Origin of the sequence: Rhodococcus sp. T2V, assembly GCF_029269925.1 — a bacterium.
In the GTDB taxonomy this organism is placed as follows: Bacteria; Actinomycetota; Actinomycetes; order Mycobacteriales; family Mycobacteriaceae; genus Rhodococcus_F; species Rhodococcus_F koreensis.
Genome location: NZ_JARJBD010000058.1, coordinates 6,404 through 33,248, shown reverse-complemented (window position 1 = coordinate 33,248; position 26,845 = coordinate 6,404). Strand labels below are relative to the sequence as shown.

Genomic DNA, 26,845 nt, shown 5'->3' with positions numbered 1-26,845 from the left:
GCCCTGGACCCGGAACACCGCGCGGGCGGATACTCGAAAGAGTGCGTCCGTCCTGGTTGGGCGGGGCGAGGTCGAGTTCTAGTGTGCCCTGGACAAGGTGAAGGACCCGTTCCGGGGGCGGGGGATCCGCGCCGCCCCGCGGACCTGCGCGTCCCGGGGCAGCGATCGGACGGTTCCGCCCCGGACGGCGGCGAACCGATTCCGCTCTCGGCGGCGCAGCGGGCCACGTGGTTCGCCCAGCAACTGGAACCGCGGGTCCCGATCTTCATCGCCCAGTACGTCGAGTTCCGCGGTGCGCTGGACATGGACCTGTTGCGGCAGGAGACGGTGGAGGCGGCCCGCGAATTCGAATCGCCGTTCCTCAAGGTCTACGACGTCGACGGCCGCCCGCTGCAGTACGTGGACCATCGGACGGACACGTCGATCGCGTACGTCGACTTCCGCGCCGAAGAGGATCCGATGGCGGCGGCGCACGAATGGATGGAGCGTGACTACGTCACGCCGATCGACCTGAGCGCAGACCGGCTGGTGGAGACGTCGATCCTGCAGACCGGGGACGCGCACTTCCTGTGGTACAGCAGGATTCACCACGTCGCCCTCGACGGCTACGGTGCGATGACGATGCTGCGCCGCATCGCGCACCGGTACTCCGCGAAAGTCGCGGGCCGCGAACCGGATCCGAACAGGGCGGTCAGCTTGCGGCAGTTGTACGACATCGACAGCCGGTACCGCGCCTCGGACCGTTTCCTGACCGACCGCGAGTACTGGGCGGAGCGGGTCGCCGGGGTCGAGGGCAGCACACTGGCGCAGACGGCGGGACACGTGTCCGCCGCCAGCACGGTGGAGAGCGCCGTCCTCTCCGACGACGTCGTGGCCGTTCTCGATTCCCGCGACAGCCCGTCGGCGGCGACCATCATCGCGGCCGCGGCGTGCTACCTGGCTCGCCGCACCGGCAGAACCGATGTGCTGGTGACCATCCCGGTGTCGGCGCGCACGACGGCGGTGCTGCGCAATTCCGGCGGCATGCTCGTCAACGTCGCCCCGATGCCCGTCTGCGTCCGGGCCGAGGACACCGTCGCGGACCTGATCGAGCAGGTCCAGCGTGAACTGGTCGCGGCACTGCGGCACCAGCGGTGCAGCCTCGACGACATCCGCCGTGACGCCGGCGACACCGCGTCGACGGAGTTGTACGGGCCGATGGTGAACGTCATGTTGTTCCGCCAGGAGGTGGCGCTGGGTTCGCTGGTCGGCGATTTCCACATCGTCACCTCGGGTCCGGTGGAGGACCTGCTGATCAATGTGTACCAGAGCGGCACTCCCACCAGGATCTTCGTCGACTTCCGCGCGAACCCCAGCCGCTACGAGCGCGGCGAACTGCGGGAACACCATCGGCAGTTCGTGGAGTTGCTCGCGGAACTGGCCACCGCGAACCCGGCGTCCCGGGTGGGCGACATCCACGAGGAAAGCGCCCGCATCGGGGAACGGTTGCTGGGCGAGGCCCGGGAAGTCGAGTACTGGCGCCGGCGACTGGACGGGTTGCCCGACCTCCTGCCGTTGCCCACCGACCGGCGGCGGCCCGCGCGGTTGTCGCCGGAGAGCGACCGGGTCACCGTGGTGGTGCCTGCGGAGTTGCACCGCCGGGTGGCCGCACTGGCCGACGCGACCGGCGCCGCAGGCCGCACGGTGTTCCTCAGTGCGCTGTCGATCCTGCTCGGCCGGGTCACCGGGAGCAGCGACATCGCCGTCGGGACGGCGGTGGACGTGGGTGACCGCACGGACACCGTGGTGGTGCGTTCGCGGTACGCGGGCGAGGTGTCGTGCCGCGACTACCTGGCCCACGTCCGGGACGTCGCCGCGGAGGCGGTGTCGCACACCGGGGTTCCGTTCGACCGTCTGGTGCGCGAACTCGGCGTGTCGGTGTCGGAGGCGTACACACCGATCGTCCAGGTGCTGCTCGACACCAGGCCCCCCGGCTCCCCGGATGCGGAGTTCCCCGGCCTCGACCTGTGCGTGACCGTGACGGAAGCGGTCGACGAGTCGGGGGGACCGGCCGGGGCCGCCGTCGAATTCGGCTTCGCCGCAGACCTATTCGATGCCCACACCATCCGGGTGGCGGCCGAGCGGTACCTCCGCATACTCGACGCGATGGCGGACGATCCGGACGTGCCCGTCGGTGACATCGAGATCCTCTCGACAGAAGAACGTTCCGCGCTGACACCGGTACGAGGACGGCCGGGCCGGTCCGAGCGCACCCTCCCCGGCCTCTTCGCGGACGCCGCGGCACTGGATCCGGCTGCGACGGCACTGTCGCGGCAGGGCGAGGAGTTGTCGTACCGCGAGCTGGACCGGTGGTCGACGCAGGTCGCGCGCGTGCTGATCGACCGCGGGGTGGGACCGGAATCGTTCGTCGCGCTGGCGCTCCCGCGTTCGTTCCGGTCGGTGGCGTCCGTGTGGGCCGTCGCGAAGACCGGGGCGGCTTTTGTTCCGGTGGACCCGAACTACCCGGCCGATCGGATCGAATACATGCTCGCCGATTCGGGTGTGGTGCTGGGCCTGACGGAGGAGTCGGCGCGCGGCCGCCTGCACGACTCGATTCCGTGGTGTGTGCTGGACGATCCGGACTTCCGGGCCGACTGCGCCGCCCGCTCCGGCCGTCCGCTGACCGACTCGGACCGCATTCGGCCCCTGCACCTCGACAATGCCGCGTACCTGATCTACACGTCCGGTTCGACGGGACAGCCGAAGGGCGTCACCGTCACCCACCGCGGCCTGGACAACTTCGCTACCGACCAGCAGGAGAGGTTCGGCGCCACGAGATCGTCTCGGACGCTGCACTTCTCGACTCCGAGCTTCGACGCGTCCGTGTTCGAGTATCTGCAGGCGTTCGGGGTGGGCGCCACGATGGTGCTGGTGCCGCCATCCGCGTACGGCGGCTCGGAGCTGGCCGACGTGCTGAGGTCGGAACGCGTCACGCACGGCTTCATCACCACCGCGGCGCTGGTCACGATCCCGCCGGATTCGCTGGGCGATTTCCTCGACGTGGTCGTGGGCGGTGAGGCCTGCCCGCCCGAACTGGTGGCCCGGTGGGCGCCGGACCGTCGGCTGCACAACGCCTACGGTCCGACCGAAACGACCATCATGGCGAACATCAGCGCGCCGATGACCCCCGGCGACCCCATCACGCTGGGTGGGCCGCTCCGGGGCACCGAGGAAGTGGTGCTCGACGCCCGGCTCCATCCGGTACCCGTCGGGGTACCGGGTGAGCTGTACATCGCCGGTGCCGGTGTGGCGCGGGGCTATCACCGCCGCCCGGGTCTCACCGCGGCGCGATTCGTCGCCGACCCGTACGGCCGGGGCCGGATGTACCGCACCGGTGACGTGGTGCGGTGGCGGCCCGATCACACGCTCGAGTACCTGCGGCGCAGCGACTTCCAGGTGAAGGTGCGGGGTTTCCGCATCGAGCTCGGCGAGATCGACGCGATGCTGCAGACGCAACCGGACGTGCGACTGGCCGTCACCATCGGCAGGCCGGGACCGTCCGGGGACACTGTCCTGGTCTCGTACGTCGTCCCGGCCGCAGGCCGGCCGATCGAGACGGCGGAACTGCTGCGGCAGGTGCGGAACCGGTTGCCGGCGTACATGGTTCCCTCGGTCGTCGTGGTGCTGGACGAGATCCCGCTGAACCCGGTCGGGAAGCTGGACCGCGCGGCACTGCCGGAACCGCGGTTCCTGTCCGCGGCCGCCGAGTTCAAGGCGCCGGCCGACCCGGTCGAGGAATCGATCGCCGAGGTCTTCACGGACGTCCTCGGCGTCGAACGGATCAGTGTCGACGACAGCTTCTTCGACCTCGGCGGCAATTCTCTCGTGGCGACGAGGGTGATCGCGCGCGTCAACGCGGCACTCGGATCGGACGTGGGTGTCCGGGCGTTGTTCGAGGCGCCCACCGCCGAACTGCTGGCCGCGTATGTTCGCCATGCGGGAACGGACCTCGTGGACCGACCGCCCCTCGTCGTCGGGGATCGGCCCGATCGGATCCCGTTGTCGCTGGCCCAGCAACGGATGTGGTTCCTCAACCAGTTCGACACGTCGTCGGTGGCGTACAACATTCCGATGGCCGTGCGCCTCACCGGACCTCTGGACGCGGACACGTTGCGGGCCGCGGTGGGGGACGTGATCGAGCGGCACGAGTCGTTGCGCACCGTGTATCCGGCGTCGGAGGACGGCCCCTACCAGGTGGTGGTCGACACCGCGGCGGTCGCCCCGGACCTCACCCCGCACGTCGACGGCGACGAGTCGCTGCACGACCGGATCGCGACCCTCCTCGCAGGTGGGTTCGACGTGAGCGCGAAGGTCCCGCTGCGCGCGGCGCTGTTGTGGACCGGCCCCGACGAACACGTGCTGGTGATCGTGGTGCATCACATCGCCGCCGACGGAGCGTCGCTCGCGCCGCTGGCCCGCGACCTGATGGTCGCCTACTCGGCGCGGCGGTCCGGGACGCTGCCGAGCTGGGAACCGCTGCCCGTGCAGTACGCCGACTTCAGCGTGTGGCAGCGTCGGCTTCTGGGCAGTGCCGAGGACCCGGACAGCCTCATGTCCCGGCAACTGCAGTACTGGCGCGATGTGCTGGCCGAACTTCCCGAGGTCAGCGCCCTGCCGCTCGACCGGAACCGGCCGGCCACCCGCTCCCTCGAGGGGGCGACCGCGGCGTTCCCGATCGACGCGGGCCTGCACCGGAAACTGCTCCTCCTCGCACGCGAACACCACGCGACCCTGTTCATGGTGATGCACGCGGCGCTGGCCGTGCTGCTGTCGAGGATGACCGGGTCGGGTGACGTCGCCATCGGCACCCCGATCGCGGGTCGCGGTGAGGCGGCGCTGGACGACCTCGTCGGGATGTTCGTCAACACGCTGGTGCTGCGGACTCCGGTGGGATCGGGTGACGTGTTCACCGACGTGCTGGCCCGGGCCCGCGACACGGATCTGGGCGCGTTCGGGCATACGGACGTCCCGTTCGAGAGCGTCGTCGACGAGCTCGCTCCGGGCCGGTCGACGTCCCACTCGCCGCTGTTCCAGGTGCTGCTCGAATTCCAGAACACCGTGCGTGCCCACCTCGAACTGCCGGGCCTGACCGTGGAGGCGGTCGACGTCGACCCGGGGGTTGCCAAATTCGACCTCCAGCTGTCGCTCGCCGAGTACCACGACGAGAAGGGCACCGCCGCGGGGATGTCCGCCGCCTTCCTGTACGCGACGGACGTGTTCGACCGGTCGTCGGTGGAGGGGTTCGGGGAACGCTTCGTCCGGGTGCTGCGGGCGGTGGTCGACGACCCGGCGGTGGTGGTGGGGGACATCCCGGTTCTCGGTGCGGTCGAGCGCGAGCTGGTGCTGGACCGCTGGAACCGTGAGGGTGTCGCCGCCGACGCGCAGACCGTGGTCGAGTTGTTCGCGCGGGTGGCCTCGGCGACCCCGGACGCCACCGCGATCGTGTGCGGCGACGAGACGCTGACCTACGGCGAACTGGACGAGCGGGCGAACCGGTTGGCCCGGTTGCTGATCGCCGAGGGCGTGGGAACCGAGTCGCTGGTCGCGGTGCTGGTCGATCGCACGCCCGCCCTCGTGGTGACGTTGCTGGCGGTGCTCGCCGCCGGTGGCGGGTACGTGCCGGTCGACACGAGCTATCCCGCCGAGCGGGTGGCAGCGATGTTCGAGGACGCGCGACCCGTGTGCGCCGTGGTGAGCGCAGAATTCGCGTCGCTGGCGCCGGCCGGAATTCCGGTGGTGGCGATCGACGATCCGGACACGGTGGGAGCGGTGGCCGAACTGTCCGGGCTGCCGGTCACCGACTCGGACCGGTTGCAGCCGCTGTGGGCCGACGCCGTCGCGTACGTCATCTTCACGTCGGGATCGACGGGGCGGCCGAAGGGCGTCCAGGTGTCGCATCGGTGCGTCGTCGCGCTGCTGGCCAACACCCGGGAGCTGTTCGGGTTCGACTCGTCCGACGTGTGGACGCTGTTCCACTCGTACGCTTTCGACTTCTCCGTCTGGGAACTGTGGGGTGCGCTCGTCCACGGCGGCCGGCTGGTGCTGGTCGACTACTTCACCGCGCGGTCGCCGGACACGTTCCTCGAACTGCTCCGCCGGGAACGGGTGACGGTGCTGAACCAGACGCCGACGGCGTTCTATCAGCTGACGGAGGCCGATCGTGCGGCGAGCGCCGTCGAGGACGGCGACGCAACGCCACTGTCGTTGCGGCACGTGATCTTCGGTGGCGAAGCCCTCGACGTCGGGCAACTGGAGCGGTGGTACACCCGGCACGACGACCGCGCCCCCGTGCTGGTGAACATGTACGGCATCACCGAGACCACCGTGCACGTCAGCTACCTCGCCCTCGACCGGGCGCTGGCCGCGTCCGTGTCCGGCTCGGTCATCGGCGGCGGACTCCCCGGACTGCGCGTCTACGTCCTCGACGGCCGGCTGCATCCGGTGCCGCCCGGGGTGGTGGGCGAGCTGTACGTGTCCGGCGACCAGGTGACCCGCGGCTACATCGGGCGGCAGGGGCTGACCGCGACGCGGTTCGTCGCCGACCCGTTCGACCACCGCCGGGACGGGGCGCGCATGTACCGGTCGGGCGACGTCGTCAAATGGGGTGCGGGCGGGCGGCTCGAGTATGTGGGGCGCAGCGATTTCCAGGTGCAGCTGCGCGGGTTCCGGGTGGAACTCGGCGAGGTGGAGACCGCCCTCGCCGCGTGCGCCGGGGTGGCGCAGTCGGTGGTCGTGGTGCGCGGCGACGAGCGGGACGGCGACCGTCTGGTGGGCTACGTGGTCCCGGAGGCGGGCGCCGACGTCGACGCGGCGGCGGTTCTCGCCGCGGTCGGGGCGAGCGTGCCGTCGTACATGGTGCCCGCCGCGGTGGTGGTGATCGACGCCCTGCCCCTCACCGTCAACGGCAAGCTCGACCGGAAGTCGCTGCCGGACGCCGACTTCGGCACGGCGACGGTGGGATTCGTGGCCCCGCGCAATCCGGTGGAGGAGATCGTCGCCGCCGTGTTCGCCGACCTCCTCGGCATCGTCCGGGTGGGGGCGAACGACAGCTTCTTCGCGCTCGGCGGGAACTCGCTGACCGCGACCCGGCTCGTCGCCCGCGTCAACGCGGCGGTCGGCGACCGCCTGGGCGTGCGGGACGTGTTCGACGCCCCGACCGTCGCCGGACTCGCCGCCCGCGCCGAGGCCGGGGAATCCCGGGCGGAATCCCGGCCGGCGCCCGCCCCGCGGGATCGGTCGCGGGAGGTCCCCGTCTCGCTGGCGCAGCAGCGGATGTGGTTCGCCAACCAGTTCGACACGGCCAGTGCGGCATACAACGTCGCGATCGCACTCCGCCTCACCGGCACGCTCGACGTGTCTGCGCTGCAGGCGGCCGTCACCGACGTCGTCGAACGCCACGAATCCCTCCGCACCGTCTTCCCCCTCACCGACAACGGTCCGCGGCAGGTGATCCTGCCGCCGGAGACCGTGGCGCCCGATCTCACACCGCACCCCGTCGCGCCGTCGGACGTCGACGCGGCACTCCACCGCCTGCTCTCCGCGGGATTCGACGTGACCACGGAGGCGCCGCTGCGGGCCGGGCTGTTCTTGGACGGCGAGCACGAGCACGTGCTGGCGGTGGTGGTGCATCACATCGCGGCGGACGGCTTCTCGATGGTCCCGCTCGCCCGCGACGTCCTGTCGGCGTACACGGCCCGCGCCCGCGGCGTGGCACCCGACTGGACTCCGCTGCCCGTCCAGTACGCCGACTACACACTCTGGCAACGGGACCGGCTCGGCGACGAACACGACGAGGAGTCGCCGCTCGCCCGCCAGCTCCACTACTGGTCGGCGGCGCTCGCCGACATCCCCGACGTGCTGGAACTGCCCACGGACCGGCCCCGCCCGGCCGCCCGCACCCTCGGCGCGGGCCGCGTCGAGTTCGGGATCGGCCCGGACCTCCACCAGGGTGTCGTGCAGGTCGCGCGCAGGCACGGGTCGACCGTGTTCATGGCGTTGCACGCCGCGCTGGCGGTCCTGCTGTCGCGGCTGAGCGCGTCGGACGACGTCGCCGTGGGCACACCGATCGCCGGCCGCGGCGAGGCCGAGCTCGACGACCTGGTCGGGATGTTCGTGAACACCCTCGTGCTCCGCACCCCCGTCGACGGCGCCCGCACGTTCGCCGAACTGCTCGCGCAGGTCCGTGAGGCCGACCTCGGGGCGTTCACGCACGCGGACGTGCCGTTCGAGCGCGTCGTGGAGAGCCTGCGCCCCTCCCGTTCGACGGAGTACTCACCGCTGTTCCAGGTCATGCTCGAATTCCAGAACACCGAGCGCCCCGAGCTGGAACTGCCCGGTCTCCACGTCGAACCCCTCGACCTCGAGTTCGACACGATCAACTTCGACCTCCAGCTGACCCTGCGGGAGAACGTCGACGCCGACGGACGTCCCGCGGGGATCAGCGCGGCGCTGGGATACGCCACCGACATCTTCGACGCGGACACAGTGGCCGTGTTCGCCGAGCGGCTGGTCCGGATCCTCGGCGCCGTCACCGACTCGCCGGACGTCCCGGTCGGCGACGTCGACGTCCTCGGCGCCGGCGAACGGGCCGCACTGACGCCGGTGAGCGGGGGACCCGGCGTGCCGGCGCGGACGCTGCCGCAGTTGCTGACGGCCGCCGCCGCCGTGGAACCGGATGCCGCGGCACTGGTCTTCGACGGACGCCGGGTGTCCTACCGGGACCTCGACGAGCGGTCGGACCGGCTCGCCCGGCTCCTGATCGGGCGGGGCATCGGCCCGGAACAGGTGGTGGCGCTGGCCTTGCCGCGGTCCATCGAATCCGTCCTCGCCGTCTGGTCGGTGACCAAGACCGGGGCCGCGTTCCTGCCGGTCGACCCGAACCATCCGGCCGAGCGCATCGAGTACATGCTCGGCGATTCGGGCGCCGTCGCCGGTCTCACCACGGCCGCGGTGCGGTCCGCCCTGCCCGCATCGATCCCGTGGCTGGTGCTGGGCGACCCCGGCACCGACGCCGAGCTGTCGCTGTTCCCGGCGACGGCGGTGACCGACACCGACCGCACGTCGGCCCTGCACCTCGACCACCCCGCGTACGTGATCTACACGTCGGGATCGACCGGCACACCGAAGGGTGTGGTGACCACACACCGCGGGCTGGCGAATTTCGCTGCGACGGAGCAGGACACGTTCGGCACGACCACGGGGTCCCGGACCCTGCACTTCGCGTCGCCGAGCTTCGACGCCTCGGTGCTCGAACTGATGCTGGCGGCCGGGCCCGGCGCGACGATGGTGATCGCGTCCCCGTCCGTCTACGGCGGCGACGACCTGGCGGACCTGCTGCGGCGCGAGCGGGTCACGCACTGCTTCGTCACGCCGGCCGCGCTCGCCTCGGTCGATCCCGCCGGGCTCGAGAGCGTGCGGTGCGTGGTGACCGGCGGCGAGGCCTGCCCGCCGGAACTGGTGGCACGCTGGGCGCCGGGCCGGACGATGTTCGACGCATACGGTCCGACCGAGGCGACGGTCGTGTCGAGCATCAGCACGCCGCTGGCGCCGGGCGAGCCGGTCACGATCGGCGCGCCGACACTCGGGTTCACCGAGACCGTCCTCGACCAGCGACTGCACCCGGTACCGGCAGGCGTGGCCGGGGAGCTGTACCTCGCGGGCCCCGCGCTCGCACGCGGCTATCACGGCCGGCACGCCCTCACCGCGGAACGCTTCGTCGCCAACCCGTCCGGGCCGCCGGGCAGCCGGATGTACCGGACCGGCGACCTCGTGCGCTGGACGGCGGACGGGCAACTCGACTACCTCGGGCGCACCGACTTCCAGGTGAAGATCCGCGGATTCCGCATCGAACTCGGCGAGGTGGAGTCGGCGCTGCTCGCCCACGAGAACGTGGCGGCGGCAGTCGCCGACGTGCGCCGGGACGAACGGTCCGGCGACCGGCTGATCGGGTACGTCGTCCCCGAACCCGGTGCGGCCGTCGATCCGGGCGAAGTCCTGCAGTTCGCGGGCACGCGGCTCGCGTCGTACATGGTGCCCGCCGCCGTTCTGGTGATCGCGGCGCTCCCGGTGACGGTGCACGGCAAGATCGACCGGAAGGCGTTGCCGGAACCGGATTTCGGAGTCGTCGTCACCGACAGCCGGCCGCCGCGCACCGAGACGGAGGCGCTGCTCGCCGGCCTGTTCCAGGATGTGCTGGGACTCGCCTCGGTGGGTGTGGACGACTCGTTCTTCGCGCTCGGCGGCGACAGCATCATGTCGATCCAGCTGGTGGCCCGCGCGAAGGCCGCGGGACTGATCCTCTCCCCGCGGGACGTGTTCGAGCGCCGGACCGTTGCCGGTCTCGCCGAGGTGGCCCACCACGAACGCGCCGATGCCGTGGTGCTGGAGGAACTGCCCGGCGGCGGAGTCGGCCCGGTGCCGCTGACCCCCGTCGTCGCGTGGATGCTCGACCGCAGCGGCGGCAGGCTGGAGCGGTTCTCCCAGTCGGTGCCGGTCACCGCACCCCGCGGTCTCACCCGCGAGGATCTCGCCGCCGCCGTCGACGCCGTGCTGGACCGCCACGACATGCTCCGCGCGCGACTCGCCGCCGACGAGGCGGGGCGGTGGGCGATGACGGTGCTGCCGACCGGATCGGTGCGCGCCGACGCGCTGATCCACCGCGTGCCCGTGACGTCGTTCGACGCCGGCGACTTCGCTGCGGTGGCGAGAGCGGAACTGCACGCGGCGGCCGACCGGCTGGACCCGGCCGCGGCCAGCATGGTGCAGGTGCTCTGGTTCGACGGCCCGGACGGGCAGGGGCGTCTGCTGCTGGTCGCGCATCATCTCGTCGTCGACGGCGTGTCCTGGCGGATCCTGATCGCGGATCTCGCGGCCGCCCATTCCCGCGTCGCCGAGGGTCTGCCCGCCGCACTGCCGGCAGTCGGGACGTCGATGCGGCGATGGTCGCACGGGCTCACCGATGCCGTGCAGTCCCGGCGCGCCGAAGGCGCACTGTGGCAGTCGATCCTGGACGGACCCGATCCGCTTCTCGGCTCCCGGCCGCTGAATCCGGGCATCGACGTCGACGCCACGACGGGCCGCGTCGTCGTGGACGTGCCCACCGGGGTCACCGACGCACTCCTCACCACCCTTCCCGCTGCGTTCCACGGCGCCGTCGGCGACGGCCTGCTCACCGCCCTCGCACTGGCGATGATCCGGTGGCGGCGGCATCGCGGGGTCGACACGGCCGACGTGCTGATCAACCTCGAGGGCCACGGCCGCGAGGACCACGTCGTGCCGGGCGCCGACCTGTCCCGCACCGTCGGATGGTTCACCACACTCTTCCCGGCGCGACTCGACCTCACCGGCATCGACGTCGACGCCGCACTCGCCGCCGACGACGCCGCCGGGGCCGCGATCAAGACCGTCAAGGAACAACTCCTCGCCATTCCCGATCACGGCATCGGGTACGGCATGCTGCGGTACCTGGACCCCGGCGACTCCGCGGGGCTGCGCCGATTCCGGCCGCCGCAGCTGAGTTTCAACTACCTCGGCCGGGTGGCGACGAGCGCAGGCGACGTGCCCTGGCTGCCGGTCGCGGACAGCGGGGACCTCGGCGGAACCCAGAACCACGACATGCCCGCCTCCTGGGTCGTGGATATCAACGCCGCGACCACGATCCGCGACGGGGCGCCGGTGCTGACGGCGACGTGGTCGTACCCCACCGGTGTGCTCGCCGCCGAGGACGTGGACGAGCTCGCCGCGCTGTGGGTGCGGGCGCTCACGGCCCTCGCCGAGCACGCGAACCGGCCGGGCGCGGGCGGGCTGACCCCGTCCGACCTCGACCTGGTGTCCGTCGGGCAGACCGACATCGACCGACTGGGGCGCACGTACCCGGACCTCGAAGACATCTGGCCGCTGTCCCCGCTGCAGGCGGGTCTGTTGTTCCACGCGCAGCTGTCCGAGCATCGACTCGACGCCTATCAGGTGCAGCTGGTCCTCGACCTGCGCGGCACCGTCGACCCGGCGAGGCTGCGCCGTGCCGCGCAGGGCCTGCTGGATCGGCACGCGAATCTCCGCGTGGCGTTCGCCGACACCGGCAACGGACCGGTGCAGGTGGTACTCGATTCGGCGATCGCGCCGTGGACCGACGTCGACCTCTCAGACCTCGACGACAGCGCGTTCCTCGCCGCCGACCGCGCCGTCCCGTTCGAGATGTCCGAGGCGCCGCTTCTCCGATTCACGTTGCTGCGCACCGCACCCGACCGGTACCGGCTGGTGCTCACCCATCACCACATCCTCCTCGACGGCTGGTCGACGCCGCTGGTGATCAAGGACCTGCTCGTCCTGTACGCCACGGACGGCGACCCGACGGCCCTGCCCCGCGTCACGCCCTACCGCGACTACCTGCAGTGGATCGGCAGGCAGGACCACGAACGGTCCACGGCCGCCTGGGTGTCCGCCCTCGCCGGCGCGGACGAGCCGACGTTCGTGGCGCCCGCGGCGCACGGCGAACAGTCCTTCGCCGAACCCGAGGACGTGCGCCTCGAGGTGGGCGAGGAGAAGACCCGCGCGCTGGAGTCCCTCGCACGCGAGCGCGGCCTGACGATGAACACCTTCGTCCAGGTGGCGTGGGGGCTGGTGCTGACCACGCTCGGCACCCGGGAAGACGTGACGTTCGGCGCCACCGTGTCCGGCCGCCCACCGGCGGTCGCGGGCATCGAGTCGATGGTCGGGCTGTTCATCAACACGGTGCCCGTCCGGCTGCGCCTGCGCAGGGAGGAGACGCTCGCCGAACTGCTGCAGCGGTTCCAACGCGAACAATCGGCCCTGCTCGATCACCACTACCTGGGACTCACCGAGATCCAGCGCGCCGTCGGGGAGGGTGCCGCGTTCGACACGCTCACCGTGTTCGAGTCGTATCCGGTGGACCGGATGGGGCTGTCGGAAGACACCGACATCGGCGGCATGCACGTCGCCGGGATCGAGGGGATCGACTCCACCCACTATCCGTTCACCCTGATGGCGCACGCCGACACGGCACTGCACCTGCGACTGCGGTACCAGCCGAACGTCTTCGGCAGCGAGTTCGCGGAGTCGGTGGCCGCCCGCGTCGCACGTGTCGTGCAGATCCTGCTGTCCGATATCGACACCCCGCTCGCGCACCTGACGCTGCTGTCGGAGGCCGAACTGCAGGAGTACACCGCGGTGTGCGGTGCCCCCGCCGGGCCGCCGAGGACGCTGCCCGAGCTTCTCACGGCCTCTGCCGGGAATCGGCCGGACGCGTCCGCGTTCGTCTTCGACGGGCAGGCGACGAGCTACCGGGAACTCGACGAGCGGTCGAGCGCGCTGGCCCGCGTGCTGATCGAACGGGGTGCCGGGCCGGAGACGTTCGTGGCGCTCGGGCTACCTCGATCACCGGAATCGGTGCCCGCGGTGTGGGCGGTCGCCAAGACCGGAGCTGCGTTCGTGCCGGTCGACCCGACCTATCCCGCCGACCGCATCGAGAACATGCTGGCCGATTCCGGTGCGGCACTGGGGGTGACGACGTCGGCGCACCGGCACCGGCTGCCCGGCTCCGTGCCGTGGCTGGTGCTGGACGATCCGGACTTCGAGCGCACCTGGTCCGCCGCCTCCTCGGCCCGCGTCACCGACCTGGACCGCCGGTCGGTGCTCGACGTCGACCACGCCGCCTACGCGATCTACACGTCCGGGTCCACCGGCAGGCCGAAGGGTGTCGTCGTCACCCACCGCGGTCTGGCGAACCTGCTCACCGAGCAGACGGAGCACTACACCGTGTCGCCGGATTCCCGGTGCCTGCACATCTGTTCACCCAGTTTCGACGTGGCGATCCTCGAACTCGTCCAGTCGTGCGCGGCGGGGGCGACGCTGGTGATCGCGCCCCCCGACGTCTACGGCGGTGCGGAGCTCGCGGACCTGCTGCGCCGCGAACGGGTCACCCACGCCTGCATCACCCCGGCCGTCCTGGCCACCGTGGAGCGCGACGGCATCGAGCACCTCGAGGCGCTCGTCGTGGCCGGCGACGCCGTCGGCGACGAATTGGTGGCCACGTGGGGCGCGGACCGGGCGATGTTCAACGGCTACGGCCCCACCGAGGCGACCGTCCTCACCACCTTCAGCGCACCGATGGCGCCGGGAGAACCGGTCACGATCGGGAGCCCCGTCCGCGGCATCGCACTGTCCGTCCTCGACGCCCGGCTGCAGCCCGTCCCGGCCGGGGTGCCCGGCGAGTTGTACATCGCGGGAACGGCTCTGGCCCGCGGGTACCACCGGCGCGCGGCGCTCACCGCGGAGCGGTTCGTCGCCAACCCCTACGGCCGTGGCCGGATGTACCGGACGGGCGACGTCGTGCGGTGGCGTCGCGACCATACCCTCGAGTATCTCGGGCGCAGCGACTTCCAGGTGAAGATCCGCGGTCAGCGTGTGGAACTGGGGGAGATCGATTCCGTGCTCACCACGCACCCGCATCTCGACTTCGCCGCGACCCTCGGCAGGCCGGGGCCGCTGGGGGACACGGCGCTCGTGTCGTACGTCCTGCCGCACGACGGCGAGGAGGTGGCGGCGCCGGACGTGCTCGCGTTCGCGGGCCGCATCCTGCCCAAGTACATGGTGCCCGCGGCCGTGGTGGTTCTCGACGAGATCCCGCTGACCCCCGTCGGCAAGCTGGACCGGAAGGCGCTGCCGGCACCGGAATTCGTGACGACGACCCTCGGGTACCGGGCGCCCACCACGCCGGTGGAGGAGGCCGTCGCGGACGTGTTCGCCGAGGTGCTCGGCGCCCCCCGCGTCGGTGCGGACGACAGCTTCTTCGACCTCGGCGGCGACTCGCTCAGCGCCACCCGGGCCGTCGCGCGCATCAACTCCGCCCTCGACGCCGGGATCGGGGTGGCCGCCCTGTTCGACGCGCCCGTGGTGGCCGATCTGGCGGTCCGGATCGATTCGGCCGCGTCGGCGAGGACGCCGTCGGTGGCGCTCGCCGCCGGGCCGCGCCCCGACCGGATACCGCTGTCGCTGGCGCAGCAGCGGATGTGGTTCGTCAACCAGTTCGACACGTCCTCGCCCGCCTACAACATCCCGATCGCCCTGCGGCTGACCGGCGCCCTCGACCGCCCCGCCCTGCACGCGGCGGTCGGCGACGTCGTGGAGCGGCACGAATCGCTGCGCACCGTGTTCCCCGGGTCGGTCGACGGACCGCACCAGGTGATCGTCGATCCCGGGCCTGCGACCCCCGGCCTCGACCCGGTGCCCGTGTCCGGTGACCGTGCGCTGCGGGAGGCCGTCGCGGGACTGGTCGGGACGGGATTCGACGTGAGCGACGAGATCCCCTTCCGCGCAGCGCTGTTCGCACTGGAGCCCGAGCAGCACGTCCTCGCCATCGTCGTGCACCACATCGCCGCCGACGGATTCTCGATGATGCCGCTGGCCCGCGACGTCATGCTCGCGTACACCGCCCGGACCGTGGGGGAGACGCCCGGCTGGACGCCGCTGGCGGTGCAGTACGCCGACTACAGCGTGTGGCAGCGGGACGTCCTCGGCGCGGTGGACGATCCCGACTCGGTGATGTCGAGGCAACTGGGCTACTGGACGGACACGCTGTCCGGCGCGCCCGAGGTGCTGCAGATCCCGGTCGACCGGCCGCGGCCCGCCCAGCGGTCGTACCGCGGGGACGTGGTCGAGTTCGACGTGCCGGCGCGACTGCACCGCGCTCTGAACGCAATCGCGGCCCAGCACAATGCGACGCTGTTCATGGCCGTGCACGCGGCGTTCGCCGTGCTGCTGTCGCGGTTGTCGGGCACCGGCGACGTCACGATGGGAACGCCGGTCGCCGGCCGCGGGCAGGCGGTACTCGACGACGTGGTCGGCATGTTCGTCAACACCCTCGTCCTGCGGACGGTGGTGGACCCGCGGGCGTCGTTCGGCGAGGTCCTGACCGCCGTCCGGGCCGCGGATCTCGGGGCGTTCGAGCACGCGGACATCCCGTTCGAGCGGCTCGTCGACCACCTCGCCCCCGAGCGGTCCACGTCGCACACCCCGCTGTTCCAGGTGCTCATCGAATTCCGGAACGCGGAGGGCACCCACCTCGAGCTGCCGGGACTCACCGTCGACTCGCTCGACGTGGACCTTCGTGTCGCGAAGTTCGACCTGGAACTGAGCGTCGCCGAGCAGGTCGACGAGGACGGCGCACCCGCCGGACTCGCCGCCGGGCTGCGGTTCGCGACGGACGTGCTCGACCGCGACACGGTGACGCGGTTCGGGGAACGGTTCCTGCGGGTGCTCGAATCGATCGCCGCGGGCGGGGCGCTCCCGGTGGGGGACATCGACATCCTGGACCCGGCGGAGCGGGAGTCGGTGCTGCCCGCGCTCGCCGAACCGATCGGGGCGCACGCGACGCTGGTGGAACTCTTCGAGCGGGCCGCGGAGCGGTCCCGCGACGCGACAGCGGTCGTCTGCGAGGGCGCGTCGCTCACGTACGAAGAACTGGACACCCGGGCGAATCGACTGGCGCGGTTGCTGATCGCGCGCGGGGCAGGCCCCGAGACCCTGGTGGCCGTCGCCGCCGCACGGTCGGTGGACCTGGTGGTAGCGCTGCTCGCGGTGGTGAAGTCGGGGGCCGGCTATCTACCGGTCGACGTCACGTATCCGGCGGATCGGCTCGCGTTCGTGTTCGCCGACGCCCGGCCGGTATGCGTGCTGACCACCGAGGACGAATTCGACGCGGTCCGGGCGAGCGGCGTCCCGGCCGTCCTCGTCGACGGCCCGGAGACGGTGGCCGAACTGGGCCGTACGTCGCCGCTGCCGGTGACCGACCAGGACCGGCGGGGACCCCTGCACCCCGACGCGGTGGCGTACGTCATCTACACCTCCGGCTCGACGGGACAGCCGAAAGGCGTTCAGGTGTCGCACCGCAACGTCGCCACCCTGTTCGCGCACACGCAGCCGCTGTTCGGCTTCGACGCCGCCGACGTGTGGACGATGTTCCACTCGGCGGCGTTCGACTTCTCCGTCTGGGAGTTGTGGGGTGCGCTGCTCCACGGCGGCAGGCTGGCGGTGGTCGACTACTTCACCACCCGCTCACCCGACGCGTTCCTGCGACTGCTGCGGGACGAGAACGTCACCGTCCTGAATCAGACCCCCACCGCCTTCTACCAGCTCGCCGAGGCGGACCGGGTGTCCGGCGGCACCGAACTGGCGCTCCGCGTGGTGGTGTTCGGCGGCGAGGCCCTCGACCTGGGGCAGCTCACCCGCTGGTACACGCGGCACGGAGACACCGTCCCGGCGCTCGTGAACATGTACGGCATCACCGAAACCACCGTGCACGTCAGCTACCTGCCGCTGGACGGGGAACTCGCCGCGTCCGCGTCGGCGTCCGTGATCGGCCGGGCACTGCCCGGACTGCGCGTGCACGTGCTCGACTCCCGCCTGCACCCGGTGCCGCCGGGAGTGGTCGGGGAACTCTACGTGTCCGGCGCGCAGGTGTCCCGCGGCTACCTGGGCCGGTTCACGCTCACGTCGACGCGGTTCGTGGCCGACCCGTACACACCCGGTTCCCGGATGTACCGGTCCGGCGACCTCGGCCGGTGGAACAGGGACGGACAGCTGGACTATCTGGGCCGCAACGACTTCCAGGTGCAGGTCAAGGGGTTCCGCATCGAACTCGGCGAGGTGGAATCGGCGCTGCTCGCGTGCGGCGGTGTGGCGCAGTCGGTGGTGCTGGCGCGGAACGAGCGCCTGGTGGGCTACGTGGTGCCCGAGGCGGGCCGGGTGCTGGACCCCGCCGGGATCGTCGACACGGTCGGGGGCCGGCTGGCGGCGCACATGGTGCCCGCCGCCGTGGTGGTGCTCGACGCGCTGCCCCTCACCGTGAACGGCAAACTCGACCGCCGGGCGCTGCCCGAACCGGACTACGGCCGGCAGGTGTCGCTCGGCCGCGCACCGGCGACGGAGACGGAACGGATCCTCGCGGGCCTGTTCGCCGAGGTCCTCGGCCTCGACACGGTGGGCGTCGACGATTCGTTCTTCGCGGTCGGCGGCGACTCGATCATGTCGATCCAGCTGGTCACCCGGGCGAAGGCGTCCGGGGTGGTGATCACCCCGCGGGACGTGTTCGAACGCAAGACGGTTGCCGCGCTCGCGGAAGTCGCCACGTCGGGGGAGGAGACGATCACGCTCGAAGAGTTGCCCGGCGGCGGTGTCGGCGAGTTCCCGCTGACCCCGATCGTGCGCTGGATGCTGGGCCGGGACGGCGACTTCCGGCGGTACTCGCAGGCCGCGCTGTTCACGACCCCCGCCGAACTCGACGAGGACACACTGACGGCGGCGATGCAGGCCGTCCTGGACCGGCACGACATGCTGCGCGCCCGCCTGTACCGCAGCGATCGGGTCGGTTGGACGGCGGCGGCGCCGCCCGGGTGGACGGCGGCGACCGCGCCGCCCGGGTGGGTGCGGGCGACCGAGGTGGTGCGCACGGTGCCGCTCGGCGCCGCGGACTCGTTCACCGACGCCGCGTCCCGCGAATTGGACGCCGCCGCAGGCCGCTTGGACCCGGAGTCGGGCGTGATGGTGCAGGCGGTGTGGTTCGCGAGCGCCGCGGTACCCGCGACGGCGGGACGGTTGCTGATCGTCGCCCATCACGTGGTGGTCGACGGCGTGTCGTGGCGCATCCTCGTCCCCGATCTCGCCCTCGCCTGCGCCCGGGTGCTGTCCGGTGAGGCAACCGCCCTGCCCGCCACCGGAACGTCGATGCGCACGTGGGCGCACGCACTGACCGACGTGGCGCAGGAACCCTCCCGCACAGCCGAACTCGCCCTGTGGCGGCGGATGCTCGACACCCCCGACCCGCCGCTGGGGTCGCGGCCGCTGACCCCGGCCGACGTCCAGACGTCCGACGTCGAGGTCCGGCTTCCTGTCGCCGTCACGGAGACGCTGTTGACGTCGCTCCCGCAGGCGTTCCACGGGAACGTGGCAGACGGGTTGCTGACGGCGCTGGCGTTGGCGCTCGTCCGGTGGCGCCGGCGCCGCGGGATCGAGTCTTCCGCCGCGCTCGTGAATCTCGAAGGGCACGGTCGTGAGGAGCACGTGGTCCCCGGCGCCGATCTGGCCCGCACGGTCGGCTGGTTCACCACGATCTTCCCGGTGGGCCTCGACCTGGGCCGTGTGGACGTCGAGGAGGCGTTCGCCGCGGGCCCCGCCGCAGGCGACGCGGTCAAGGCGGTGAAGGAGCGGCTGCACTCGATCCCCGACCACGGCATCGGGTTCGGGCTTCTCCGGTACCTCGACGACGACACGGCCCGGGAACTGTCGGCGCAGGCGAGTCCGCAGGTGAGTTTCAACTACCTCGGCAGGCTCGGGGCGGGCACCGCCCCCGGCGGCGACTGGATGCCGGTCTCCGACGCGGGGCTCGCCGCCGCCGCGCACTCCGGGTTGCCCGCGGCGGCCGTCGTCGACGTGAACGCCCGAACCACCGACACGGCCGCAGGCCCGGTACTCACCGCGACGTGGTCGTTCCCCGTCGGGGTGATCGCGGCGGACGACGTCGGCGAACTCGCGCGGCTGTGGGTGCGGGCGCTGGAGGCCCTGTCCGAGCACGCCAGGTCGGGTGGCGGCGGCTTCACCCCGTCCGACCTGGACCTGGTCCGACTCGGCCAGAGCGCGATCGACGACCTCGAACGCCGGTACCCGGCGATGACCGACGTCTGGCCGTTGTCGCCGTTGCAGGCGGGCATGCTGTTCCACGCCGAACTGGCCGACGAGTCGGTGGACGCCTATCTCGTCCAGCTGATTCTCGACCTCGCCGGCGACGTCGACGCGGCACGGTTGCGCCGGGCTGCGGGCGCGCTCCTCGACCGTCACCCGAACCTGCGCAGCGCGTTCTGCCACGACGCCGACGGCGGGGCCGTGCAGGTCGTCTCGGGGCGGGTCACCGTGCCCTGGCGGGAGATCGACCTGAGCGGACTGGACGGGGACGCGGCGGAAGCCGAGATCGAGCGACTGCTGGCCGCCGACCGGACCACCCCCTTCGACATGGCCACCGCACCGCTGATCCGGTTCCTGCTGGTGTGGACGGCGGGTGGCCACTGCCGACTGGTGTCGACGAACCACCACATCCTGCTCGACGGCTGGTCGATGCCGCTGATGATCCGGGAACTGCTCACGCTGTACGCCACGGACGCCGACCCCTCGCCGCTGCCCCGCGTGCGGGATTACCGCGACTACCTGGCGTGGATGAGCGGGCGCGACAGGGGCATGTCCGCGCGGGCCTGGGCGGACACTCTGGACGGGGTCGAGGAACCGACGCTTCTGATCCCCGCGGACCGGGCGCGGCAACTGTCGACCGTGTCGCGGGAATGGGTGTTCGACCTCGACGAGGACCGCACCGACCGGCTGCGCGAATCCGCGCGCACCCGTGGGCTCACGCTCAACAGCATTCTGCAGACGGCGTGGGGCATCGTGCTGGGAATGCTCACCGGACGCGACGACGTCGTGTTCGGCGCCACCGTGTCCGGCAGGCCGCCGGAACTCGCCGGCATCGAGACGATGGTCGGGCTGTTCATCAACACCGTGCCGGTGCGGGTCACGCTGCGCCCGGACGAGATGCTCGGTGCGTTGCTGGAGCGGGTGCAGGCCGAGCAGGCGGCGATGCTCGATCACCACTACACGGGTCTCGCCGAGATCCGGGACGCCGCGGGCCCCGGCGTCGGGTTCGACACCCTCACCGTGTTCGAGTCGTACCCGGTGGACCGGGCCGGGCTGTCGGAAGACACCGACATCGCCGGGCTCCGCGTCACCGGCGTCGACGCCCGCGACGCCGCCCACTACCCGCTGAGCCTCGTCGCGTCGGCGGCGGCGAGCCTGCACCTGAAGTTCGAGTACATCCCCGACCTGTTCGCCCCCGGAGAGGTCGAGGACATCGCCGACCGGGTGGTGCGGGTGCTCGACGCCTGCGCCGGACCCGACCTGCCACTGGCCCGGTTGTCGCTGCTCACCGAGCGGGAACGCGAGGAACTGGTGCCGGTCCGCGGTGGCCCCGCCGGTTCCGTCCGCACTCTCGCGCAGATCTTCACCGACGCCGCCGCGGTCGACCCGGATGCGGTCGCCCTCTCGTCCGGCGACGTCGAGGTGTCGTACCGGGAGCTGGACGAGCGGTCCACCCGGCTCGCGCGCGTTCTGATCGGCCGCGGTCTCGGTCCGGAAATGTCGGTAGCCGTGGGTGTTCCGCGTTCGATCGAGTCGGTGCTGTGCGTGTGGGCGGTGGCCAAGGCCGGGGCCGTGTTCGTGCCCGTCGACCCGAACTATCCCGACGAACGCATCGCGCACATGCTCACCGACTCGGAATGCGCTCTCGGACTGACGACGTCCGAGCATCGTGCCCGGCTGGCCGGGAGCACGCGCTGGCTCGTCCTCGACGATCCCGAGTTCGGCGCCGAGTGCGCGGCCGGTTCTGCGGCACCGGTCGACGACGGCGACCGCACGGCACCGGTCACCCTCGACTCGGCCGCGTACGTCGTCTACACGTCGGGCTCCACCGGAATGCCGAAGGGCGTCACCGTGACGCACCGCGGCCTGGACAACTTCGCCAAAGACCAACTCGCCCGTTTCGGGGCGGACTCGGAGTCCCGGACGCTGCACTTCTCGACCCCGAGCTTCGACGGCTCCGTGTTCGAATACCTGCAGGCGTTCGGTGCCGCGGCGACGATGGTGATCGCGCCGCCCACCGTGTTCGGCGGCGACGAACTCGCCCAGCTGATCCGCGACCGGCGGGTCACGCACGCATTCGTCACCACGGCGGCGCTCGCATCCCTCGACCCCGCGGGGCTGGATCTGTTCGCGGACGTCGCGGTCGGCGGCGAGGCCTGCCCGCCCGAACTCGTGTCCCGGTGGGCGCCGGGACGCCGGTTGTACAACGCGTACGGGCCGACCGAGACCACCATCATGTCCAACATCAGCGATCCCCAGACCCCGGGGGAGCGCATCACCATCGGCGGACCGATCCGCGGTGTCACGGAACTGGTGCTGAATTCCCGGTTGCAGCCGGTTCCGGCCGGGGTTCCGGGGGAGTTGTACCTCGCAGGAGCGGGACTGGCGCGCGGCTACCATCGCCGCCCCGGGCTCACCGCCACCCGGTTCGTGGCCGACCCGTGCCGGCCGGGACAGCGGATGTACCGCACCGGCGACGTCGTGCGCTGGACCGCCGGGCGCACCATCGAATACCTGGGCCGCAGCGACTTCCAGGTGAAGGTCCGCGGGTTCCGCATCGAACTCGGCGAGATCGACACGACGCTCGCGGCGGTCCCCGGCGTCCGGTTCGCGGTCACGGTCGCCTACCTCGGCCCGGCCGGCGACACGCTCCTCGCGTCCTACGTCGTACCCGCCCCCGGGCACACCCTCGACACCGGCGACCTCACCCGCGCTCTCGCGAGCAGACTGCCCGCCCACATGATTCCGTCGTCGATCACCGTGCTGGACGAGATCCCGCTGACCGCCGTCGGCAAGTTCGACCGCAAGGCCCTGCCCACCCCCGAATTCGACGTCGGCACCGCCGAATACCGGGCACCGGCCGACCCGGTGCAGGAGACGGTGGCCGGCGTCTTCGCGGAGGTACTCGGACTGGACCGGGTGAGCGTGGATGCGGGATTCTTCGATCTCGGCGGCAACTCGCTGAGCGCCACCCGCGCGGTGGCCCGCCTACGCGCCGCGCTCGGCACCGACATCGGCGTGCGGGCGTTGTTCGAGGCGCCCACGGTGGAGTCGTTCGCCGCCCGCATCGAGCACACGGGAGCGGGCCCGTCCGGCCGTCCCGCCCTGACCGCCGGGGACCGCCCCGCCCGCATCCCGCTGTCCTACGCGCAGCAGCGCATGTGGTTCATCAACCAGTTCGACACGAGTTCGCCCGCCTACAACATCCCGATGGTCGTGCGACTCACCGGCGACCTCGACGTGGACGCGCTGAGACTGGCTGTCACGGACGTCGTGACCAGGCACGAGTCGCTGCGCACCCGATTCCCGCTCCGTGACGGCGAACCGGTGCAGGAGATCCTCCCGCCGCCGGCGCCGATGGCTCCGCCGACCGCGGTCGCGGACGACGACCGGCTCCGCGAAGAACTCACCCGCCTCGTGTCGGCGGGCTTCGACGTCGCCGCCGCCGTCCCGCTGCGCATCGCCCTGTTCTCTCTCGACACCGTCTCCCAGAACACCGTCTCCCCGAACACCAGGACCCACGTGCTCGCCGTCGTAGTGCACCACATCTCGGCCGACGGCTTCTCGATGGCACCGCTGGTGCGGGATGTGATGGTCGCGTACGAATCCCGCGCCCACGGTCACGCTCCCGCGTGGACGCCGCTACCGGTGCAGTACGCCGACTACACACTGTGGCAGCGCAGGCTGCTGGGTTCGGAGGACGACCCCGGGTCGCTGATCTCGCGGCAGCTGTCCTACTGGGAGTCCGCGCTCGCCGGGCTGCCGGAACTCCTCGAACTGCCCACCGACCGCCGGCGTCCCGCCCAGCAGTCGTTCCACGGCGACCGGGTGGGATTCACGATCGATGCGGGGCTGCACGAGCGGATCCGGGCGGCGGCGCGCGAGCACCGGTCCACCGAGTTCATGATCGTGCACGCCGCACTCGCCGTCCTGCTCGGGCGGCTCGGCGGCACGGGCGACGTGGCGATCGGCACCCCGATCGCCGGTCGCGGCGAGGCGGCGCTCGACGACCTCGTCGGCATGTTCGTCGGCACGCTGGCCCTGCGCACCGCGATCGAGGCGGGGCAGCCGTTCCGCGACCTGCTCGCGCAGGTCCGCGACGCCGATCTCGGTGCCTTCGCGCACGCCGACCTGCCCTTCGAGCGGGTGGTGGACGCCGTCGGCCCGGTGCGCTCGACCGCCCACTCGCCGCTCTTCCAGGTGTCGCTCGAATTCCAGAACACCGAGAATCCCGCGCTGCGGTTGCCGGGGCTGAGCGTCGAGGGACTCGATCCCGACCTCGCCGTCGTGAAGGTGGACCTCGAGGTGATCCTCGATGAGCGGTTCGACACCGACGGCACCCCGGCGGGCATGACGGGCGCGATCGACTACGCGACCGATCTGTTCGACGCCGACACGGTGCTGGGTTTCGCGCAGCGGTTCGTGCGCATCCTCGACTCCGTCACCGCTCAACCCGGAATTCCGGTCGGCGACATCGAGATCCTCGGCACCGACGAGGTCGCGGCGCTCACCCCGGCGCGCGGAGCACCCGACGCACCGAACGTCCTGCTGCCGGACCTGCTGACGGCCGCGGTCCGACTCGACCCGGACGCCGACGCGCTGTCGTACCGGGGCCGGGCGGTCACGTACCGCGAACTCGACGAGACCTCGAACCGGCTGGCGCGCCGGCTGATCGAGGCCGGTGCCGGTCCGGGAACCACTGTCGCGCTGAGCCTGTCGAGGTCGATCGAATCGGTGCTGTCGGTGTGGGCGGTCGCCCGCACGGGCGCCGCGTTCCTGCCGGTCGATCCCGGCTATCCGCCCGACCGGATCGAGCACATGCTCACCGACTCGGGTGCCGTGTCGGGCGTGACGGTCCGGGAACACCGAGATCGGCTGCCCGCCGCCGTGACCTGGATCGTGCTCGACGACGTCCGGGACGCCGACCGGATCAGGACGCAGTCGCCCGAACCGGTCACCGACGCGGACCGGACCGCACCGCTGCACGAATCGCATCCCGCGTATCTCATCTACACGTCCGGATCCACGGGCGTCCCCAAGGGTGTGGCCGTCACGCACCGCGGCCTGGCGAACCTCGCCGCGGAGGAGCGGGACCGCCTCGCCGTCACCCGAGGCTCGCGGGTGCTGCACTTCGCGTCGCCGAGTTTCGACGCATCCGTCTTCGAACTCGTCATGGCGTTCTGCGCGGGTGCGACGCTGGTGATCGCACCGCCCACGATCTACGGCGGCGTCGAACTGGCCGCGCTGCTGAGCGACGAGCGGGTGTCCCACGGATTCGTCACCCCGACCGCACTGGCGTCGATGGACCCGCTGGGCTTCGAGTCGCTGCGGACGCTGGTCGTGGCCGGTGAGGCCTGCCCACCCGAACTCGTCGCCCGGTGGGCGCCGGGCCGCCGCATGTTCAACGCCTACGGGCCGACCGAGACGACGATCATGTCGAACATCAGCGACCCGCTGGTGCCGGGCGACCCGATCACACTCGGCGCACCCACCCGCGGCGTCGCGGAGGTGGTGCTCGATTCCCGGCTGCGCCCGGTGCCGGTCGGTGTGGTCGGTGAGCTGTACGTCTCGGGACGCGCCCTGGCTTCCGGGTATCACCGCCGGTCCGGGCTGACGGCGTCCCGTTTCGTGGCCGCGCCGTGGGGTGCCCCCGGCGACCGGATGTATCGCACGGGCGACGTGGTGCGGTGGCGCCGAGACGGCACCCTCGAATACGTCGGGCGCAGCGATTTCCAGGTGAAGATCCGCGGGTTCCGCATCGAGCCCGGCGAGATCGACGCCGCACTCACCGCCCACCCCGGAGTCGGGTTCGCCGTCACGATCGGCCGGGACGGGCCGGCCGGGGAACCGCTCCTCGTCTCCTATGTGCGGCCGGCCGGCGGCGCGGACGTCGACACCGCGGAACTGTCCCGTCTCGTCGCCGAGCGGCTGCCGTCCCACATGGTGCCCGCCGCGATCGTCGTGCTCGACCGGATCCCGTTGACGCCGGTGGGCAAGCTGGATCGCGCCGCGCTGCCCGCTCCCGAGTTCCTGTCGGGCACCCGCTTCCGTCCGCCCGCCACCGACCTCGAGGCGGCGATCGTGGACGTGTTCGCCGAGGTGCTCGGTCTGGACCGGGTCGGGGCCGACGACAACTTCTTCGAGAGGAGCGGCAACTCCCTGCTGGCCACGAAGGCGGTCGCCGCCCTGCAGGAGCGACTCGACCGGAAGATCCCGTTGCAATGGATGTTCCTCGACCCCACACCGTCCGGCCTCGCCCGCAGGATCGCACTGCCGTCGGCGGAAGGCGCGGTGACGGAGGCGCTGGCGGTGGTGATTCCGCTGCGCACCGAGGGCACCGGACGCCCGCTGTTCTGCGTTCACCCGGGAATCGGGCTGTCCTGGGGGTACGCGGGCCTCGTCCGGTATCTGCCCGCCGACCGCCGCGCGTACGGCCTGCAATTGCCCACGATCAGCGGGGACGGCGAATACCGGTCGATCGAGCAACTCGCGCACCGGTACATCGAGGAGATGAAGGCCATTCAGCCGGAGGGACCGTACGACCTGCTCGGCTGGTCGCTGGGCGGGGTCATCGCCCACGCGATGGCCGTCGAACTCCAGCGGGCAGGCGACGACGTCGCGACCCTCGCCGTCATGGACAGCTATCCCGACAACGGCGAGGACCCGCTGTTCGGGAAACTCGACATGCGGGATCTGCTCCGCGGGCTGGGCCTCGTCGTCGCCACCGACGGCGAACTCACGTACGAACGCGCAGCGCAACTGCTCAACGAATCGTGGGGTAGCGACTCCGGGCTACGCGGAGAACACCTCGAGCGGATCAACGCCGGATACGAGAATTCGCGCGAACTCGTCCATCGGTTCGAGCCGCAGGTCTACGACGGCGACCTGCTGATCTTCCCCGCGACCGGCGAAGACGACGGCACCACCCGCGCCCGGTCGGTGGACGAGTGGCGACCGCTGGTGACCGGCCGGATCGTGGAGCATCCGGTGGACTGCGGGCACAACGACATGATCGAGCCGCAGTCCCTCGCCGTCATCGGGCCGGTGCTGTCGAGGTATCTGGGCGCCGATCGCACCCCGCGCCGCGACGACCGAATCGGCTGAATACGGCCAC

The 26,845-nt window shown here is 71.5% G+C and carries 1 protein-coding gene; it reads left to right on the top strand.

Features of this window, described 5'->3' with window-relative positions; translation table 11 throughout:
- Positions 1–81: 81 nt before the first annotated feature.
- Positions 82–26,835, top strand: a complete 26,754-nt coding sequence (locus P3H15_RS35170) for a non-ribosomal peptide synthase/polyketide synthase (protein WP_276141482.1) — start codon at positions 82–84, stop codon at positions 26,833–26,835.
- Positions 26,836–26,845 lie beyond the last annotated feature (10 nt).